The 20,629-nt window shown below is 42.7% G+C and carries 19 protein-coding genes and 1 pseudogene; 18 read left to right on the top strand and 2 right to left on the bottom strand.

Going from position 1 to position 20,629, the window contains the following annotated elements; all coding sequences use genetic code 11:
- Positions 1-78: 78 nt before the first annotated feature.
- Positions 79-1,836 carry a 1-deoxy-D-xylulose-5-phosphate synthase gene (locus tag BT_RS07110; protein WP_011107752.1) on the bottom strand — a complete coding sequence of 586 codons (1,758 nt, stop codon included), beginning with the start codon at positions 1,834-1,836 and terminating at the stop codon, positions 79-81.
- Between the two features lie 422 nt (positions 1,837-2,258).
- Between BT_RS07110 and BT_RS07105 the strand changes: the two genes are divergently transcribed.
- From BT_RS07105 to BT_RS07080, 6 genes are all read left to right on the top strand, one after another.
- Positions 2,259-2,954 carry a flavodoxin family protein gene (locus BT_RS07105; protein WP_008764887.1) on the top strand — a complete coding sequence of 232 codons (696 nt, stop codon included), beginning with the start codon at positions 2,259-2,261 and terminating at the stop codon, positions 2,952-2,954.
- 14 nt (positions 2,955-2,968) lie between these two features.
- Positions 2,969-4,174: an MFS transporter gene (locus BT_RS07100; RefSeq protein WP_008764888.1), complete on the top strand. Its 1,206-nt coding sequence runs from the start codon at positions 2,969-2,971 to the stop codon at positions 4,172-4,174.
- A 130-nt stretch (positions 4,175-4,304) separates the two neighbouring features.
- Positions 4,305-5,336: an alpha/beta hydrolase gene (locus BT_RS07095; RefSeq protein WP_008764889.1), complete on the top strand. Its 1,032-nt coding sequence runs from the start codon at positions 4,305-4,307 to the stop codon at positions 5,334-5,336.
- Positions 5,337-5,385: 49 nt separating this feature from the next.
- Positions 5,386-6,249, top strand: a complete 864-nt coding sequence (locus tag BT_RS07090; protein WP_008764890.1) for a DUF3737 family protein — start codon at positions 5,386-5,388, stop codon at positions 6,247-6,249.
- Positions 6,250-6,254: 5 nt separating this feature from the next.
- Positions 6,255-7,412, top strand: coding sequence for a MalY/PatB family protein (locus BT_RS07085; protein ID WP_008764891.1), 1,158 nt, complete (start codon positions 6,255-6,257; stop codon positions 7,410-7,412).
- 70 nt (positions 7,413-7,482) lie between these two features.
- On the top strand, positions 7,483-8,430 hold the full coding sequence (locus tag BT_RS07080; RefSeq protein WP_008764892.1) for an EamA family transporter: 948 nt from the start codon (positions 7,483-7,485) through the stop codon (positions 8,428-8,430).
- Here the strand turns inward: BT_RS07080 and BT_RS07075 are convergent.
- Positions 8,410-9,327 (bottom strand): helix-turn-helix domain-containing protein, encoded by a 918-nt coding sequence (locus BT_RS07075; RefSeq protein WP_008764893.1) that lies wholly within the window; start codon positions 9,325-9,327, stop codon positions 8,410-8,412. The two genes, BT_RS07080 and BT_RS07075, sit on opposite strands and share 21 nt — an antisense overlap.
- Before the next feature lie 175 nt (positions 9,328-9,502).
- Here BT_RS07075 and BT_RS07070 point away from each other — a divergent pair, with 175 nt between their 5' ends.
- From BT_RS07070 to BT_RS07015, 12 genes and pseudogenes are all read left to right on the top strand, one after another.
- A complete protein-coding gene (locus BT_RS07070; protein WP_011107751.1) occupies positions 9,503-10,546 on the top strand; it encodes a cyclophilin-like fold protein in 1,044 nt (347 codons plus the stop codon).
- Positions 10,547-10,555: 9 nt separating this feature from the next.
- On the top strand, positions 10,556-10,951 hold the full coding sequence (locus BT_RS07065; protein WP_008764895.1) for a putative quinol monooxygenase: 396 nt from the start codon (positions 10,556-10,558) through the stop codon (positions 10,949-10,951).
- Positions 10,952-11,082: 131 nt separating this feature from the next.
- On the top strand, positions 11,083-12,288 hold the full coding sequence (locus BT_RS07060; RefSeq protein ID WP_011107750.1) for a cupin domain-containing carboxymuconolactone decarboxylase family protein: 1,206 nt from the start codon (positions 11,083-11,085) through the stop codon (positions 12,286-12,288).
- Positions 12,289-12,892: 604 nt separating this feature from the next.
- A pseudogene (locus tag BT_RS07055) lies at positions 12,893-13,240 on the top strand (AAA family ATPase); the annotation flags it as partial.
- 815 nt (positions 13,241-14,055) lie between these two features.
- Complete coding sequence (locus tag BT_RS07050; RefSeq protein WP_172461650.1) at positions 14,056-15,189, top strand: OmpA family protein; 1,134 nt, start codon at positions 14,056-14,058, stop codon at positions 15,187-15,189.
- A gap of 211 nt (positions 15,190-15,400) precedes the next feature.
- On the top strand, positions 15,401-15,862 hold the full coding sequence (locus tag BT_RS07045) for a DUF2867 domain-containing protein (protein WP_008764899.1): 462 nt from the start codon (positions 15,401-15,403) through the stop codon (positions 15,860-15,862).
- Positions 15,863-15,870: 8 nt separating this feature from the next.
- Entirely contained in the window at positions 15,871-16,434 is a 564-nt protein-coding gene (locus BT_RS07040; RefSeq protein WP_008764900.1) for a Crp/Fnr family transcriptional regulator, read from the top strand.
- A 91-nt stretch (positions 16,435-16,525) separates the two neighbouring features.
- Positions 16,526-16,852 carry a DMT family transporter gene (locus BT_RS07035; protein ID WP_008764901.1) on the top strand — a complete coding sequence of 109 codons (327 nt, stop codon included), beginning with the start codon at positions 16,526-16,528 and terminating at the stop codon, positions 16,850-16,852.
- A gap of 230 nt (positions 16,853-17,082) precedes the next feature.
- Positions 17,083-18,447 (top strand): MATE family efflux transporter, encoded by a 1,365-nt coding sequence (locus BT_RS07030; RefSeq protein ID WP_011107748.1) that lies wholly within the window; start codon positions 17,083-17,085, stop codon positions 18,445-18,447.
- A gap of 37 nt (positions 18,448-18,484) precedes the next feature.
- Entirely contained in the window at positions 18,485-19,033 is a 549-nt protein-coding gene (locus BT_RS07025) for a Crp/Fnr family transcriptional regulator (RefSeq protein WP_008764903.1), read from the top strand.
- A 123-nt stretch (positions 19,034-19,156) separates the two neighbouring features.
- Positions 19,157-20,035 carry a helix-turn-helix domain-containing protein gene (locus BT_RS07020; RefSeq protein ID WP_008764904.1) on the top strand — a complete coding sequence of 293 codons (879 nt, stop codon included), beginning with the start codon at positions 19,157-19,159 and terminating at the stop codon, positions 20,033-20,035.
- Between the two features lie 93 nt (positions 20,036-20,128).
- The gene (locus BT_RS07015) at positions 20,129-20,548 is read left to right on the top strand and encodes a pyridoxamine 5'-phosphate oxidase family protein (protein ID WP_008764905.1); all 420 of its coding nucleotides are present in this window, start codon (positions 20,129-20,131) and stop codon (positions 20,546-20,548) included.
- Positions 20,549-20,629: the final 81 nt, after the last annotated feature.

Below are 20,629 nucleotides of genomic sequence, written 5' to 3'. Positions count from 1 at the left end.
GAATGTAGGTTGATGTGATCCCATAACGAACGGATACATCAACCTACATGAAATATATAATGAACTGGTTTTGACTTATCAGCCAATGAGTGATAGGATATCTTCTACGATCTGTTCATCTGTCAGATGGTTGGCACGAAGCAGTTCCTGTATATCATAACGGTCTACAAATTCTTTTTTAGCTCCGTAGTTGAGTACTTTCATATCTGTAGCGCCATAGTAACGGGCAATCTTTTCACCGAAACCACCATCCAGAACTCCGTCTTCCAGGGTAATCACTAATTCGTGGTCGGCTTTCAGTTCGTCCATCAGTTCGCTGTCCACACCTGTGATGTAGCGGGGATTGATAAGGGTGGCATCAATGTTGGCTTTATCTTTCAGCAATGACAGAACCGATTGCCCTAATCCGAAGAAGGAGCCTAATGCAAGAATTGCTACTTTGGAGCCGCGGTGGGCGACTTTATAACGATTGAGATTGCTATAGTCGGATTCCACCGGTTCACCGCAACTGATTACATCTGTGGCAGGTACACGGATAGCCACCGGATGCTCATTTTGGCAGATGCTCCATTCCAGCATGGCTAGATATTCCTCTTTACAGGTAGGTGCCAGATAGACCATATTGGGGATATTGCTGATAAGTGGAATATCGAAGAAACAGAGGTGGGTTACATCATTCATACCGGATAACGTCCCCCAGAATACCAACAGAACAGCCGGATTATTATTGATACAGAGATCTTGCGATAGCTGGTCGTAAGAGCGTTGTATAAAGGTGCTGTACACTCCGTAAACCGGTTTTCCGCCATTGGCTGCGATACCGGAAGCAAGTGCCACTGCATGCTCTTCGGCAATACCGACATCTACAAACTGCTTGCCTGCTTCCTGACGACGGTCGGGAGTGAAGCCTAGAACAGCGGGGGTGCCCGAAGTAATGGTAACTACACGCTTGTCTTCTTTCATCTTTTTTAGCAGATATTGAGCGGTTACTTCACTATAATCTTCTGCGTCGTCGTTCACTTTTGATTCTCCGGTTTCTAGATCAAACGGAGTGCGCCAGTGATAGGTCTCCTTGTCCTGTTCTGCAGGCTCGTAACCTTTGCCTTTTAATGTATTGATGTGGACTACTATCGGATGCTGTATATCTTTAACTTTGGAGAAAGCCTCGATCAGTGCTTCCACATGGTTGCCGTCATTCACGTACATATAGTCCAGCCCCATCGCTTTGAAGAAGTTGCATTCACATTGACCGTTACTGTCGCGCAAATCTTTCAGATTCTTGTATAAACCTCCGTGATTTTCGGCAATGGACATCTGATTGTCATTGACAATAATAATCATGTTAGTTCCGAGTTCTGCTACGTAGTCCAGTCCCTCGAAGGCTTCGCCTCCGCTTAGTGAACCGTCGCCTATTACAGCGATGATATTTTCGTTGCCACCTGTCAGGTCACGTCCTTTTGCCAGTCCGCTTGCCAAGCTGATCGAAGTAGAAGTATGACCGATCACAAAGAAATCATGTTCACTTTCCTGTGGTTCTGAGTAGCCGGATACATGGTCATATTCAGCAGGATGGAGAAAAGCATCTTTACGTCCGGTCAGCATCTTATGTACGTAACTCTGATGTGATACATCATATACAATTTTATCTTTCGGTGAATTGAAAACATAGTGCAGGGCAATGGTCGCTTCTACCATTCCGAAGTTAGGGCCGAAGTGCCCGCCATGTTCACTCAGTTTTTGTAAGAGGGATGCACGGATTTCGTGACTTAAATCATTCAGTTCCTGAAACGATAACTTCTTTACGTCTGCGGGAGAGTAAATATTTTCTAAATACATATCAAATTGTTTTTTTATGTTTATACCTATATTTTTATTTCACTGCAAAGATACTGCCGGATTTGAAATCTGTTTGTATATGAATTACGGATTCTTTTACCTATATTACAGTTCCGCTAAAAATGGGCTTGATAAAACATAAAATATGACTTCCTCTATATCAACCATATGCTCTTTTGCAAGCTTGATTCTTTTTACCTGAATATACTGTTGTAATAGGTATCGCGCACGCGTAATCATTATATAATAGCAAAATAGGATGCTATAATAATATCTGTTCTTGTGTGATAGAAAGATGGAAACCTATAATCTGTAATTGGGGTAATTATACCCGTAATCTGTCTACAATCCCTTCACTTAATTCTTCCGACCTTTGTACTGTCGAATCACCTTGAGTATATGGAACTAATTATATAAAGAATATGGATAGAAAAGGCTTCTTGAAAAGTACGATGATAGCAACCGGAAGTTTACTGTTAGGCGGGGCGGGGATTTGTCGGTTTCTGAATGATAAAGAACCCGCAGATGGTCCGTTTCCCCGGACAATAGAAAAAATACATTGTGGAAATATGAAAAAGGTACTTGTTATAATGAGCGCGGGGACAAAACTCGGTAATACAGACCGGTTGACCGACGCTTATATTAAAGGACTCGTGGAACGGGGACATTCGGTAACCAAAGTATATCTGGGCAGTATGCGGATAGAAGGCTGCAGAGGTTGCGGCGTATGCCAGCGGCTCGCTCATCAATGTGCAGTTCGGGATGGTATGCAGGATATATATCCTTTGTTTGCAGAATGTGACACAGTGGTCATGGCTTCACCTTTGTATTTCTGGACAATCACGTCACAGTTAAAAGCTTTTATAGACAGGCTTTACGCCATCTCTGCCGACGACAAGTATCCGCAGAAAGATACGGTATTACTGATGACAGCCGGTGACGATAATGAGAACACCTTTGACCAACCCAAGCAGTATTTCCGGCTTCTGAGCCAGGCATTGGGTTGGAATGAAGTCGGAATATATTGTGCCGGCGGTTGTACCGGATGCGAAAAGCTGGCACGGCAAATAGATAAGGTACATCTTGAAAATGTCTATAAAATGGGATTGGAATTGTAAATAGCAGATTTAATATGGAACAAAAGAATCAATCAAAACTTCATTCGGGCGGTTTGCTCGTATTTATCCTCACGGTCGGTGTGTTTGGTATTATAAATACCGAAATGGGGGTAGTGGGTATCCTGCCTCTAATAGCCGAAACTTTTGATGTCTCGGTGCCGCAGGCAGGTTGGACGGTGAGTATCTTTGCACTGGTGGTAGCTGCATCGGCTCCTGTCACTCCGTTATTGTTTTTGGGAGTAAACCGGAAGAAAGTCATGTTGCTGGCATTGGGATTGTTTACACTGAGTAATATTATATCCATGCTCACTACCAATTTTACAGTACTATTGGTTGCGCGGATACTTCCCGCCTTTCTTCATCCGGTATATGTTTCGATGGCTTTTACAGTAGCGGCGGCATCAGTCAGCAAGGAAAAGGCTCCAAAGGCTGTTTCAAGGGTTTTTGTCGGTGTGTCTGCCGGTATGGTGCTGGGTGTTCCGGTGACCAGCTTTATAGCTAGTGAGGTCTCATTCTCTATGTCAATGCTGTTTTTCACAGTTGTAAATGCCTTGGTTCTTATAGCTACGATTTTGTTTATCCCCTCCATGCCGGTAAAGGAGAAAGTATCTTATGGTGCACAACTCAGCGTATTGAAGAGAACGGTGATGTGGAACTCTATCATTGCCGTCACCTTGATTAATGGAGCTATGTTCGGCTTCTTTAGTTATATGTCGGACTATCTGAAAACAGTGACGGAAGTATCATACAGTGTGATTAGTGTTGTATTATTGGTCTATGGTCTGGCTAATATTGTAGGTAACGTACTTGCCGGAAAACTATTATCGATAAATGCGCGGCGTTCAATTATTATCATGCCTTTTGCATTGCTGGTTTCCTATATATGTCTCTTTATAACAGGAGAGTGGATTACAGCTATGGTAATCATTATTTTAATTTTAGGTGTATTGGCAGGTATAGCAAGTAATAATATGCAATATATGATCGCGGAAGCTGCTCCCGAAGCTCCCGACTTTGCCAACGGAATGTTTCTGACTTCTGCCAATTTGGGGACAACGATCGGTACAGCCGTATGCGGAGCTTTCATCACGGAAATGGGCACACGCTATTCTGTATTCGGTGCATTGTTTTTCCTGATTGCCAGTATTGTGTTTGTTTATTTGAGAGTTCGTGTAGCTCATTCACAGAAACAAGTTAAAATGAATATGGCAACGGAATGATGAAAAATATATAATCCGTAATTGGGGTAATAATGTCAGTAATTCATCTACAAACACTCTCTTTATTTCACCGTATTTTTGTAATGTAGAAAGTAGACAATCAATTCATTAATAATTAAATGTAAGAGATATGAAACGAATATTATTATTAACCGTTGTATTTATTATGATGCTTGGAACCAGTTTTTCTTTCGCACAGGCTGATGCGGATAACTTTTATAAAAGTGATTGGGTAAAGGTAGAAAAGGTTTCTTTTTCTAACCAGTATAAAATGAAAGTAGCCGGCAACCTGTTTTTGCCGAAGACCATGAAAGAGGGAGAGAAATATCCTGCCATCATTGTCGGACACCCGATGGGAGCGGTCAAGGAACAGAGTGCGAATCTGTATGCTACTAAAATGGCGGAACGTGGTTTCGTTACGCTGTCCATTGATTTATCCTTCTGGGGTGGAAGTGAAGGTGAGCCGCGCAATGCTGTTTTGCCGGAGGTATATGCGGAGGATTTCAGTGCCGCAGTAGATTTTTTGGGTACACGTCCGTTCATCGACCGAAATAATATAGGTGTAATCGGAATTTGTGGCAGCGGAAGTTTCGCTATCAGTGCGGCCAAGATAGACCCTCGTCTGAAAGCGATTGCAACCATCAGCATGTACAACATGGGTACAGCCAGCCGCAACGGACTGAAACATGCGCTGACTCTGGAACAACGGAAACAAATCATGGCTGAGGCAGCAGAACAGCGCTATGCGGAATTTCTGGGCGGAGAAACTAAATATACTGGCGGCACTGTACATGAAATAACAGAAAACTCTGGTCCGATAGAACGCGAATTTTATGAGTTCTACCGCACTCAGAGGGGAGAGTTTACTCCCGAAGGAGCAACCCTGACAACTACCACACACCCTACACTTTCAAGCAACGTGAAATTCATGAATTTCTATCCTTTCGAAGATATTGAGACTATTTCGCCCCGTCCTATGCTTTTTATAACCGGAGAAAATGCCCACTCACGCGAATTTAGTGAAGATGCCTACCGACTGGCTGCCGACCCCAAAGAACTGTACATTGTACCCGGTGCAGGTCATGTAGACCTTTACGACCGTGTGGGGCTTATACCATTTGATAAATTGGAATCCTTTTTTAAGGAATATCTGAAGAAATAAGTATGAACAGGAAAAACAGATAACTATTTAAATAAAAGACAATCGAATCATGAAACAAATTAAAAATACACATTACGAAGGCGAACGTCCTTTGTTCGCATCCCACGGGCTTTATTTGGAAGAAGTAACCATTCATGCCGGTGAATCGGCACTGAAAGAGTGCAGTGATATAGAAGCGGTAAACTGTCGTTTCGAGGGAAAATATCCGTTTTGGCATAATGACGGTTTTGTAGTTAAAAATTGCCTTTTTACCGAAGGAGCACGTGCCGCACTCTGGTATTCCAGAAATCTGAAGATGAAGGATACATTAGTGGAAGCACCGAAGATGTTTCGCGAAATGGACGGAGTCGAACTCGAAAATGTACAGTTGCCCAATGCTTTGGAAACACTCTGGTATTGCCGGAATGTAGAACTGAACAATGTGAAGATAGATAAAGGAGACTATCTCTTTATACATGGGGAAGACATCCGCATCAAGAATTTTGTATTGAATGGCAATTACTCCTTCCAATATTGCAAGAACGTAGAAATCCGCCATGCTGAAATCCATTCGAAGGATGCATTTTGGAATACGGAGAATGTGACTGTATATGATTCTGTATTGGACGGTGAATATTTGGGCTGGCATTCTAAAAACTTACGTTTAGTGAATTGTAAGATCTCGGGCACGCAGCCACTTTGTTATGCACACGACCTGATAATGGAAAACTGCACAATGGCGGATGATGCCGATCTTGCTTTCGAACACAGTAGTGTGAAGGCAACGATTAAAGGCCCGGTTCACAGCGTGAAGAATCCCCGTACGGGAAACATTGTTGCCGAAAGTTTCGGGACAATCATCCTGGACGAGAACCTCAAAGCTCCGGGAAACTGCGAATTGAAACTTTGGGACGGACTGACTTGTTTTGATTGAAATATATGAAGTACAACTTCGATGAAATTGTTCCACGCAGAGGTACAAATTCCTATAAATGGGATTCTGCCGGAGATGCGGATGTATTACCAATGTGGGTAGCTGATATGGATTTCCGTACAGCTCCCTCTGTGGTGGAAGCACTGAAAAGGCGGGTGGAACATGGTATCTTCGGATATGTGCGTGTGCCCGATGCTTACTATGAGGCGATAACAAGATGGTTTGCCGGACGTCATGGCTGGCAGATTGAAAAAGAATGGATTATTTATACGACCGGAGTAGTACCGGCCCTGTCAGCTGTCATCAAGGCGCTGACAACTCCCGGTGATAAAGTAATCGTGCAGACACCTGTCTATAACTGCTTTTTCTCCTCCATCCGCAATAACGGATGCGAGGTTGTTGCAAATCCATTGATTTACATGAACGGAACGTATCAGATAGACTTTATCGATTTGGAACGGAAGGCGGCTGACCCGAGTGTAAAAGTCCTGCTATTATGCAATCCGCACAATCCTGCCGGAAGAGTCTGGACAAAGCAGGAACTGACTCGCTTGGGAGAAATCTGTCTTCGGAATAATATATGGGTAGTAGCGGACGAGATTCATTGCGAACTTGTCTTTCCGGGACACACCTATATCCCTTTTGCATCTGTCTCAGAAGAGTTTTTGATGCATTCCGTTACTTGCACCTCGCCTAGTAAAGCCTTTAATTTGGCGGGGCTTCAGATTGCCAATATTGTTTCTGCTGATACGGATATACGAATGCAAATAGACAAGGCAATCAATATCAATGAAGTCTGTGATGTAAATCCGTTTGGCGTTGAAGCCTTGATAGCTGCTTACAATGACGGGGAAGAATGGCTGGAAGAACTTAACCAATACCTGTTTGCCAACTACCATTATTTAAGGGCTTACTTTGATGAATATCTTCCCGAATTTCCGGTGCTGCCATTGGAAGGTACCTACTTAGTATGGGTAGATTGCTCGGCTTTGAAACAATCGTCGGAGGATATAGTGAAAACTCTGTTGGAGAAGGAAAAGCTTTGGGTAAACGAAGGCAATCTGTATGGAGAGGCTGGCGAAAGGTTTATCCGTATTAACATCGCGTGTCCGCGACAGCGGTTGATAGAAGGATTAAACAGATTGAGGCGGGCATTGAAATAATAAAATAATTGTCAGTTTATTAATAGGTTCCCCTTCTCACTCCCCGTAAATACAAATAAAAAGAAGTGATATGAAAAGTCAGAATCCCTCAAAGAGGAATTTGCCGGGTGTTATCATCGCTTATTTCCTCATTTATGTAGTCTGGGGCTCCACCTATTTTTTTATAGGGGTGGCTTTGAAAGATTTTTCACCTTTTCTGCTCGGAGCACTGCGGTTTACGACTGCAGGGCTGATACTTCTTGGAATCTGTTATTTACGGGGAGAACAAATCTTTAAGAAAAGCCTGGTAAAGCGTTCTGCCGTTAGCGGTATTGTTCTGTTGTTTGTAGATATGGCTGTCGTTATGCTGGCACAGCGCTATCTGACAAGTAGCCTCGTTGCTATTATAGCTTCTTCTACGGCACTTTGGATTTTACTTTTGGATGTCCCCATGTGGCGTACTAATTTCCGCAATCCCCTTACGATAGCAGGCGGAGGGATTGGCTTCGGCGGAGTAGTAATGCTTTATGCGGAGCAGCTCAATGCAGAATGGTTGCATCCGCAAAGTGAGCGTGGTATCTTGCTCCTTGTTTTCGGATGTATATCCTGGGCTTTGGGAACACTGTATGCCAAGTACCGTTCTTCCCGTGAGGAAGAAGTGAATGCTTTTGCAGGTTCTGCGTGGCAAATGCTTTTTGCCAGTGTGATGTTCTGGATTTGTGCTGTTGTGAACGGAGATGTTCGGGAAGCCGATTTGAGTACAGTTTCGGTCACAAGCTGGTTCTCCTTGCTTTATTTGATTTCTTTTGGTTCTTTACTGGCATATTCGGCGTATGTCTGGCTCTTGAAAGTACGCCCGGCGGCAGAAGTGGGTACACATGCTTATGTCAATCCTTTTATAGCAGTCCTTTTAGGAGTATCTTTTGGAAATGAGCAAGTTACCTTCGTTCAGCTTTCCGGTTTGCTGGTGATTCTGCTGGGGGTGATGTTGATTAGCCGGAAACGTAACAAAATGAAATCAACGGCAATATCCCGTTAAGCGGAATTGATTCGGCGTCATCCCCACAATCCGTTTGAACATCCGGCTAAGGTGCTGCGGATACTGGAATCCGATTTCGTAAGCAATTTGGCTCATAGTCTTGTTCGAAGACATGAGTTGTTCTTTTGCCAGTTCAATCATTTTATCCTGGATATATTCGGAGACGGTTTTACCGGTTTGTTTGCGCACCATATCGCCAAAATAGTTAGCGGAAAGGAATACTTTATCAGCGAAGTACTTGACCGATGGCAACCCTTGGTTTTGCGGGGCATCTCCTTCGAAATATTCGTTGAGCAGATGTTCGAAGCGGACAATGATGTCTTTGTTTACTCCGTTTCGTGTGTCGAACTGGCGTTCGTAAAAGCGCATACAGTAGTCGAGCAGCAATCCTATGTTGGCGCAGATTAGTCGGCGGCTGTGTTTGTCGATGGAATGTTCCAGTTCGATGGTGATTTTTTGCAGGCAGTCCATCACTGTTTGCCGCTCTTCTTCGGAAATGTGGAGTGCTTCGTTGGTTTCGTAGGAGAAGAAGGAGTATTTCTTTATTTCTTGTCCGAGCGCAGTGCCACGTATAAGGTCGGGATGAAAAAGAATACCATGCGCGTTGGGTTGAATATTTGGCAGCATTTCCAGGTCGGTGATTTGTCCGGGAGCGAAACAGACAATGGTTCCGTCTTGATAGTCGTAATATTGGCGCCCATATTTAATATCACCACATTTTACATTTTTCAAGTATAGTGCATATACTTCGTAACGAAACCACGCACGTGTGGGCCACGTAGTGGATTTGGCCAGATCGATGATGCTGACTAACGGATGTCTGGTTTCAAGCCCGAAGATTTCGTTGTAACGGTCAACGCTGTCTATTACAATCATTTCTTTAGTATTCTCTTCCATATCACAATCTGTTTTTTTAATGCGTTACAAATATAATTCTTTTCTCTTTAAAATTTTTACTCTCCCATCAAAATCCATGATTGGGGTATAAATATCCGTAAATCGTCTACATCCGGGCTGGACCATTCCCCGTAACTTTGTAACCGGTAATTTAACATTGAAAAGAGATAGTAATATGAAAAAGATTCTATTAATTCCATTGATGATGCTGACGATGATGCCGATGGCGGCTTGCGACGGCTCAAACGCTGATCCGATTCTTCCGGAACAGCCGGGACAACCGGGAAATTCCGACGGTGGAGACGAGGACGATTCTACAAACCCGACAAACCCCATTCCGGGCGGTAACGGGCGATATCTGGTACTTTACTGTTCGCGCACCGGCAGCACGGAGCGTATGGCGCAACAGATTCAGCAAACACTCGATTGCGATATCCTGGAAGTGGAACCGCAAACACCTTATGAAAGCGATTATAATGGGATGCTCAACCGTGCACAGGAAGAACTGGCTGCTATCCGTCAGGGGAATTATCCGGCGATTAAAACTTCGGTTGAAGATTTCGGCAACTATGATATCGTGTTTGTCGGCTATCCGATTTGGTACGGTAGCATGGCCACACCGATGCAGACATTCCTGCATAATCATGCTTCGAAACTTGCAGGTAAGCGTATCGCTCTTTTTGCCAGCAGTGGCAGCAGCGGCATCTCTGCATCAGTTGACGAGGCGCGGACACTTTGCTCCGGTGCCACTTTCACCGAAACATTGCTTCTGACTTCTTCGACACTTTCGCAGATGGGAAACCGGATACGGACATGGCTCGAAACACTCGGTGCGAGTCGGGAAAACAATTATCCGTCTACTTCTACGAATGTGAAGATTACAGTCGGTAACCGTACCATTACTGCTACGATGGAAGACAATGCCGCGGCGCAGGACTTTCTTTCACGTCTGCCGCTTGAAGTGACGCTGAATGATTATAATAATATCACAGAGAAAATTTTCTATCCGTCGCCTGCACTGACTACGGCAGGAGTGCCCCGTGGCTGTGCACCTGTGCCCGGTGATATTACAATCTATGTGCCGTGGAATAATGTGGCGATCTTCTGTAAAAGCGGGTCGCAAAGCAATGACTTGATAAAGATTGGGCGCATTGACGGTAACGGAATAGATGCATTGAACGTTCCGGGCAATGTGGCAGTGAAATTCGAACGACAATAAATTAGCAAAATGAAGAAGTTACTGATTATTTTTCTATTGTTTGCAGCAACCGCTTCGGCAAACGTAATCAGACCGGTCGAACCATCCGCCGCCGAGAACAATATGGTGCGGTTGTCACGCATCATAATCGATCCGGAACGGCTGGAAGAGTACAATGCTTATCTGAAAGAGGAGATCGAAGTCTCGATGCGGTTGGAACCGGGCGTATTGGTACTGTATGCCGTAGCGGAGAAAGAACGCCCCAACCACGTGACTATTCTTGAAATCTATGCCGATGAAGCGGCCTATAAGAGTCATATTGCCACACCTCATTTTAAGAAGTACAAAGAAGGTACACTTGATATGGTGCAGATGCTCGAACTGATTGATGCTACGCCACTCATTCCCGGACTGAAGATGAAGTAAATGATAGGCAGTACTATAAATCTGTAATTTTGGTTTTTATATCCGTAATTTGTATTATAAAGAGTTGGATCAGAACAGCTAACTTTGCATTATCAGAGAGTTCTTAAATAATAAACCATGGACGTCACAGTATGAGAAAATTATTTTTTATTTTTGTAACAGTCATCGGATTTCTGCAAATTCCGATGCAATCTATAAATGCACAGAGTATGAAGAAAGAAGAAGTACCTCAGAACATCAGCGCATTTCCGTTGGGAAAGGAAAATACGGGATTCAAGCAATATTTTACAGGAGAATCCTGGCTGGCACCGCTGACCGGTAATAAAGACTTGAATGTACCCATGTCCAACGTTACTTTTGAACCCGGCTGCCGAAATAACTGGCACAGCCATACGGGCGGACAAATCCTCATTGCTGTCGGGGGTGTGGGGTATTATCAGGAACGTGGCAAAGCGGCACGCCGCCTGCTCCCCGGTGATGTGGTTGAAATAGCACCGGACATAGAACATTGGCACGGTGCCGCCCCCGATAGTTGGTTTTCGCATCTGGCTATCGGCTGCAATCCGCAGACCAACAAGAATATTTGGCTGGAACAGGTAGACGACCAGCAGTATGCCGAAGCTACGAAAGATAACGGAGGAACCGGATTAAGCGCCACCGACCCCGAACTGGATGCAATATTCGGCAATTTCACAAAGGAGGTGCAGCAATACGGCAACCTGGATACTAAAACCCGGCTCATGGTAACATTGGCATCCAATATTGCCTCACAGGCACAGACCGAATACCGGATGATGCTTGAAAGCGCTCTCAATGCAGGTATTACTCCGATAGAAATAAAGGAAATCCTTTACCAGGCAGTAGCCTATGCAGGCATGGCTAAAGTGATGGACTTTGTCGGCATCACTAATGAGGCGCTGCTTGCCCACGGTGTACGTCTTCCTTTAGAGGGACAAGCGGTCGTTTCTGCCGAAACCCGTTTCGACAAAGGACTGGCGTTGCAGAAATCCATTTTCGGCGAACGGATCGACCAAATGCATAAAAATGCTCCCGAAAACCAAAAGCATATCCAGCGTTATCTCTCCGCCAACTGCTTCGGAGACTACCAGACACGCGGTGGACTGGACGTGAAGACACGGGAACTACTGACGTTCTCCATCCTTGTTTCCTTGGGAGGCTGTGAATCACAGGTGAAAGGGCACATACAGGGAAATGTCAATGTAGGTAATAATAAAGATACTTTGCTGGCTGTCGTGACGCAGCTTTTGCCTTACATCGGCTATCCACGTACTCTCAACGCTATAGCCTGCCTGAATGAAGTGATTCCGGAAAAATAACAAAGACGTTCATATTCCCGGAAAGCAGGCGGTTAAAATCTGTTTGGGACTTGACAAATGCTTTTTTATGTTGTATATTTGTAGTTCGGGAAAGTATGAAACCAATGAATAATGAATGAAAAAATAGATAAAATATGAGTGTAAAACGAATGATAAATGGTATAATATTAGGACTAATATAACATATTTCTTTAGCTCGTTCTAGAGATCAGAAGGATAAATATAGAGCAAAGGTTGCAAACTTTATGGAGTTTGCAACCTTTTTTGTTGCATAATTTTAATTCATTTCCCATGATTTTTTATTTTTGAGTTTATAATAAACGAAGGGGACGTTTATAATAAACGGTCACAGAATTTATAATAAACGTGATCTATGTTTATGTAGTAACTTGTTCCCTTTTTTCGTATCTTCTTTCCTTGAAGAACAGAAATCCACGTACTTATGGTAATAATAGCTGATGTTATGCTTAAGTAATTTTTCTATGCATATCTCCCGTTTGTCGGGAACTTCGTAGAGCAGGATAATAAAACCGTTGTCGGATAACCGATTCACTGTAAGATTTGTTATCCTTACAAAGGACTCACTTATTAAAGAGAAGAAATTATGGATATCATTGACCGTTTGAAAGGCCTTCGCCGCAATCTTCCTATCGGAATACAGAGTTTTGAAAGACTTCGTCGTGACGGTTATTTATATGTTGATAAAACAGCATTTGTCTACGAACTAGCCTCCACGGGCAATCCGTATTTCCTGAGTCGCCCGCGTCGTTTTGGCAAAAGTTTGTTGCTTTCCACACTGGAAGCGTATTTTTGTGGAAAGAAAGAACTTTTTGAAGGACTAGCCATCGAGCAGTATGAAACTGAATGGAACGAGCATGCTGTACTGCATCTTAATTTCAATTTTAATGCTGAGGATTACTCTGATATTGAAGGACTGAAAAATGGACTTGAATTGTAACTATGTAGTTGGGAGGGCTGATGGATGCCGCATGGTGAAAATAGGCGCGGAGTTCAGCAAGGAAGAACGCAACGTGAGTCGCTGGCTGGTGGAGGAAGGATAAATATGATGTATGTTCCATTTTTAATAATTGCATTGGCCTCGATGAGTATAAATTCCATCAAATAGAGAAAAAAGTGCATAGAATAATGAAATAATATGCAGCTTTCGGACATATTTCTGCATCTAAATAATCATTATATGCATTATAACAAGCAATGGTAAGCGTCTTTCCTTTAAATGAAACCCTGCCTTGGTTTTAAACCAACGGACCGTTGGTCGGTGAGGGAGCGTTCATTTCTTTAAAAGAATGGAGTAAAACCTCTTTTTGAGTGCTACTTTGTGCTGGAAACCTCTTTTTTATGGATAAGTTTAAACTGTTAATATGAAATCCATTTTTCGTATCTACTGTTCTTCGTGAATGAAATTATGACCGGACTGCATCTTATTGCTGCATCATGACCCTTATTGTTTTTCTTTCGATAATTGCTGATGGAAATTGCAGCCGATTTTATTTTTGTACCTCTGCTTTCACTGCATATTCTGTGTTATTAGCTTGTATGATGTTCATTATCTCATCTATAGGTCTATTTTTAATATTCCTAAGAAACAAAATAGATGTTAATTCGCCTCTTGCTCCGTGAACTAATAATTCATATTGTATGTTGTTTAAAGTGAATAACGAAATAAATGATGAACTAAAAAGTTAGGCATGAGCAAATAAAACATTTCTAATGATTTAGCAAATGAAACATTACAATTTAAAACGTATGATTATGAAGAAATCTATTATTCTATTAGCTATGGTATTGGGCGCATTTACAGCAAAAGCCCAATCTGTTGTAGAAGGTACAAAGTTTGCAGATAATTGGTCTGTAGAAGTAAATGCAGGTGCAATCACTCCTCTCACTCACAGCGCTTTCTTTAAGAATGCACGTCCGGCTTTCGGAGTTGGTCTTTCCAAACAGTTGACTCCTGTCTTCGGTTTAGGATTTCAGGGTATGGGGTATATCAATACCACTCCAAGTAAAACAGCTTTTGATGCCTCAGATGTCAGCCTGTTGGGTAAAGTGAATCTGATGAACCTGTTTGCTGGTTACAACGGCACTCCTCGTTTGTTTGAAGTGGAGGCAGTAGCCGGTGCGGGATGGTTACATTATTATGTGAATGGTGATGGCGACCAGAACTCATGGTCAACCCGTTTCGGATTGAATCTGAACTTTAATCTAGGCGAAAGCAAGGCCTGGACATTGGGACTGAAACCTGCCATCGTATATGATATGCAAGGGGACTTTAATCAGGCAAAGAGCCGTTTCAATGCCAATAATGCAGCATTTGAACTGACTGCCGGACTGACTTATCACTTCAAGAGCAGTACAGGAAACCGTTACTTCACCGAAGTAAGAGTTTACAATCAGGGTGAAATCGACGATTTGAATGCTTCTATCAATGCTCTCCGCGGACAAGTGAACAATAAGGACGGCGAACTCAACAGCGCCAACCAAAAAATCAGCGGATTGCAGCAAGAACTGGAAGAATGCCGTACCAAGGTCGTTCCGGTGGAGACTGTAGTGAAAACTGCCCGTGTTCCTGAATCTATCATTACTTTCAGACAGGGTAAATCATCGGTTGATGCTTCACAGTTGCCGAATGTGGAACGCGTAGCTTCTTATCTGAAGAAATATGCTGATGCAAAAGTAGTCATCAAGGGGTATGCTTCTCCGGAAGGTAGTGCTGAAGTCAATGCAAGAATTGCCGCTGCACGTGCGGAAGCCGTAAAGACTATTCTGGTCAATAAATACAAGATCAATGCTTCTCGTATCACTGCCGAAGGTCAGGGCGTAGGTGACATGTTTACCGAACCGGATTGGAATCGTGTAAGTATATGTACGATTGAAGACTAAAAACAAGAGATGTAAATAGAATGGTGAGGGCTGCTCCGTAAAAGGGCAGCCCTTGCTGTATATATTCATTTATGCCCTTCTGTTTGTGAATAAGTAATAGTAATATCTGTCGTCCAGACAGGAGGTGATAGCAGAAAATCGGGCAAAGTCATTGTTTGTCTGTCTAAAGTGACTACTTTTGGCAAACCATACTATTAAGGTATGGCCGAAGATGATGAAAGAGCAGAATATACCCCAAGACAGTTTGATAGCCGGCTATCTTCCGGCAGATTATTGCGATTCTTTTTCAAGGAACGTAGTCAGTGAAAAAGCAATCACTTCCGACGAGTTCTTTGATATGGCTTTTAATCACTCTCCGGGCTGGGTGAATGGGTTGATGAAGTTAAGGAATGCGATAGTCAAACCGTTAGGTCTGGAAGTTGGTATGCGCTTTGCCGATACGATATGTGAGCAGAATGCACAGGAAGTTGTTTTCGGTATGCCCGATAAACACCTGACGTTTCATGCTTCATTATGGTGTGGAGAGAAGGAGCCCGGCGGGCAGACGTTTACAATCACGACCGTTGTAAAGTTCAATAACCGACTGGGCCGGTTGTACTTCTTCTTTATTCGTCCTTTTCATAAAGTCATCATCCGTTCTATGCTGAAAAGGGTAGCAAAACGATTGAAATAAAACAGCTTATGGATATAAATGATATCATAGACTCTATTTACAAGTTGCCGGATGCCTCAAAGGAGGCTTTACTGAGTGATGCTCCCGAAGTAGCCTATCCTAAAGGCTTCCATCTGTTCCGGGCAAATCATAAAAACTCTAAGTTCTATCTGATGAAGAAAGGGATGCTGCATGCCTATACCTATCAGTCGGATAAGAAGGTTACCTTCTGGTTCGGGAAAGAAGGGGATGCAATCTTCCCTCTGCAAACTCTTCATGATAATCGGGCAGGATATGAGAATATTGAACTTTTGGAAGACAGTGTCCTGTATGAACTCAGTGTCGATAAATTGCACAATCTCTATCTGGAAGATATACATATAGCCAACTGGGGACGGAAGTTTTCCGAGAGAGAATGCATCAAATCGGAAAAGTTGTTTATATCAAGGCAATTCAAAACTTCATTGGAGAGGTATCAGGAACTGATATCCGAATATCCCGATATACTTCAACGTGTGCCATTGGGTATTATAGCTTCCTATTTAGGCATCTCACAGGTCAATCTAAGCAGAATCCGTGCGAAGATAAGATGATTTTTTAAACTTTGTAAAATCCCTTTTTTACAAATGTAAAATGAAGGGCGCCGGAAATTCATGACCTTTGCAATCAAAAAAAAGAAGTGTTATGAATTGGATTCTTTTGATTTTGGCAGGATGCCTTGAATTGGTCTTTACTTTCTGTCTGGGAAAAATAAACAGAGTAGTAGGAGCAGAGAAATATATGTGGTCATTCGGACTGCTGATATCCCTGTGTGTCAGTATGCTCCTTCTGATAAGGGTTACCAAAGCATTGCCCGTTGGTACGGCTTATGCTATATGGACCGGTATCGGTGCCGCCGGTACGGTGCTGATCGGTATTTTTTTCTTTAAAGAGCCGGCAAGCTGGGGCAGAATTTTCTTCATCTTCACATTGATTTGCTCCATTGTAGGTCTGAAATTGGTATCACATTGATACCTTATGGTATCATAAAAAAATAATTATCGATTATAATTTGGTAGTTATGAAAACAAAGCCCATATTTGCACCCCAAAAATAGGGACAGGCATAGAAAATCCTCATCGGAGGGTGCTATAATAGATAATTATAGTGCTGGATAAGATGAATGGTGTGAATCATTCAGCTTGTCCGGCACTTTTTTATTTTGTAACAAGTAAGATAAGAGGAGTAAGTATTGAAAAACTATGAAGGAGTTAAATTTGACACAAGGGAGTGTTCCGAAAGTATTACTGCAATATGCGGTTCCTTTTCTGATTGCCAATGTGCTTCAGGCACTTTATGGCGGGGCCGACCTTTTTGTGGTGGGACAATACGATGATTCTGCAAGTGTGGCGGCTGTAGCCATCGGCAGTCAGGTGATGCAGACAATTACGGGGATTATTCTTGGCATTACGACAGGAACAACCGTTTTGATTGCCATCGCTACCGGAGCAAAGGATGACAAGAAAGTAGCTTTCACCATCGGTTCGTCTGTATGGTTGTTTTCAATAATCGGGGTGCTGCTTACTTTGGTCATGGTGGTTTTTCATGGTCGGATAGCAGAGTTAATGCATACGCCGATAGAGGCGATGGCGGATACGAAAAGTTACATCCTTGTATGTTCGGCCGGGATATTGTTTATAGTAGGATATAACGTCGTATGCGGTATTTTGCGCGGGTTGGGAGACTCCAAGACGCCGCTTTATTTTGTAGCGCTGGCGTGTGTGATTAATATTGTACTCGATTTTATACTGGTAGGATATTTCCATTTGGGAGCCACAGGAGCGGCAGTTGCCACCATAACGGCGCAGGGAGTCAGCTTCATGATCTCTCTTTGGTTCTTATATCGGCACGGATTTCATTTTGAGTTTACCCGGAAAGATATCCGGCTGAACCGGAACCTGGCCAAGAAAGTCATGACATTGGGAGCGCCTATTGCGTTGCAGGATGCGCTGATCAATATCTCGTTTCTGATCATCACCGTTATAGTCAATCAGATGGGAGTGATCGCATCGGCTTCTTTGGGTGTCGTAGAGAAAATTATAGTGTTTGCCATGCTGCCTCCGATGGCAATCTCATCGGCAGTAGCGACGATGACGGCACAGAACTACGGAGCCGGACTTATACAACGGATGAACCGCTGTCTGGCTTCGGGGATAGGAATTGCATTTGTTTTCGGTGTATCGGTTTGTGTGTATTCACAATTCCTGCCGGAAACGCTTACCGCGTTCTTTACCAAAGATGCGGCGGTGGTATCAATGGCGGCGGAGTATCTGCGGGGATATAGTATCGACTGTATCGTTGTAAGTTTTGTGTTCTGTATAAACTCTTACTTCAGCGGACAGGGAAATTCATTGTTCCCGATGATTCACAGTCTGATAGCGACTTTCCTGTTCCGGATTCCGTTGTCGTACTGGTTTAGTCAGATAGACAGTTCTTCCTTGTTTATCATGGGCTTTGCACCACCTCTTTCAACAGTGGTTTCATTGTTGATCTGTATCTGGTATTTAAGATATACCCGGAAGAAAGTTTATTTGAAAGGCACCATGATGCCTGCTATGTCGAATTAGGTGTTTTAAGTGGATATATTAACTAAAATCAATTTGTATGGAAGCTTATTTGAAGAAACTCTGTTTTGAGTATCAGGTTGAAGAAAAGGAAGTGAAAGAGCTGTTGGCTCGCATGGAAAGAGTGTATCTGGATAAAGGAGAAACGATTGCTTCTGCTACAATGCCCGAGCAGAGCTTGTACATTATCGTTTCCGGTATCCTGCATACATTTACTACCCAGCAGGGAGAGGACAAAACCGTCAGATTCCTGTCCGAAGGTGACGCTATATTGTGCTACAATACAAGTAAGCATTCTGTCAAAACACTGACAAGGTGTGTGGCCTATTACATCAGCGAAGATGAGATCGAGGAATTGTGTGCAACGTCCATCACGTTTTCCAATCTGATTCGTCAGATGATGGAATATCAGTTTTACCTTAAAGAGGAAATGAGTGTGAATGCACGTAAACTGACGATCAGGGAAAGATACCTTTCTTTATTATCAGAAATTCCCGATATTCTGTACAGAGTCCCTTTGAAGTACATTACTTATTATTTAGGGGCCGATGTGACAAGTCTGGGATATCTGGCCGGAAGCTGTAAATAAGAAATGTCTCATTCTCTATATTTGAAGATATTCCTTGTTGAATAGTCTATTCTTACCCCGGTGCTTCTCAAAACCGGAAAGTCTTTGGATCATTTGATAAGGAATATTATTTTTGTAATTGAAATGAAAAATCTGATTCCCCGATATACTTTCTATAAGAATAAGTATGGAAGTGAACTTTTGATAGATGTCGTCGAACTGAAATACGTAAAGAAGTTCCTCTCTCAGAGTTCTGTCCACACGCTGACTTACTATGATATCACGTTTGTCACAGAAGGGGAGGGCAAGTTTTCGATAGATAATCAGACTAACGAGGCGGCTTCCCGTGATGTGTTTTTCTCTAAACCGGGAGAGATTCGGAACTGGGATACCCGCCACATAGTCAATGGTTATGCTTTGATCTTTGAAGATGAGTTTTTATCTTCTCTTTTTAAGGATTCTCTCTTTGTGCAGCATCTTTCATTCTTCCAGTCGGGAAAGACATCATCCAAATTACAGTTGCCGGATGAACTTTATATGCGTATCCTTCAGATATTGCACAATATTAAAACGGAGATTGATTCGTACAGACAGAATGATGTGTATGTATTAAGGGCATTACTTTATGAAGTCCTGATGTTGTTGGACCGGGAATATAAGAAAGTGAATATGGAAGAAGAAACTACATCCAAAGAGGTTGGTAATATCCATATTGACAAATTTATGAAGTTGGTTGAGAGCCATCTGAAAGAGCAGCATTCTGTTCAATATTATGCGGATAAACTTTGTATTACCCCGAATTATCTGAATGAGATTGTAACCTCTACAAAAGGGATTAGTGCGAAGCAATATATCCGGAATAAAGTAATGGATGAGGCTAAGAGACTGCTTACTTATACAGATTTCCCTATATCGGATATTGCGTTTGAACTTCATTTCTCAACTGTCTCTTATTTTATCCGTAGCTTCCGGCAATATACTGGAACAACGCCATTACTTTATCGAAGAACGCATAAACCGTAAAAAGTGATATTTCTCCCTTTCTTTCTGTTGCACTGATTGTCTTCTATATCCCTACTTTCGCATCAGATAATAACCAATTAAAATTATTGAACGATGAGAGATGCGGAAAAAACAGTAGGGAACATGATTGATAAGCTGAAAACGGCCTTTATCGGTTCCATAGACAGTGAAGGATTTCCTAATATGAAAGCTATGTTACAACCCCGAAAGAGGGAAGGGATAAAGACGATTTATCTGACTACAAATACTTCGTCAATGCGTGTGGCCCAATATCGTGAGAACAATCATGCCTGTATTTACTTTTGTGATACGCGGTTCTTTAGAGGGGTGATGCTGCGCGGTACTATGGAAGTGCTGACCGATCCTGCCAGTAAAGAGATGATATGGCAGGAAGGGGATACGATGTACTATCCCGAAGGAGTGACGGACCCCGATTATTGTGTTTTAAAATTTACAGCGATTTCCGGAAGGTTTTACAGTAACTTTAAGTCGGAAAGTTTCGCTGTTGAATAGAATCAGTAATAATGGTTGAACAACCCGTAATTTATCTACTGTCAGATGTATGTTTCTTCCTTAATTTTGTACTGTAATAAA

This window comes from Bacteroides thetaiotaomicron VPI-5482, from assembly GCF_000011065.1.
In the GTDB taxonomy this organism is placed as follows: domain Bacteria; phylum Bacteroidota; class Bacteroidia; order Bacteroidales; family Bacteroidaceae; genus Bacteroides; species Bacteroides thetaiotaomicron.
The sequence above is the reverse complement of the archived record's forward strand: the minus strand, read 5'-3'. Positions and strand labels throughout refer to the sequence as shown.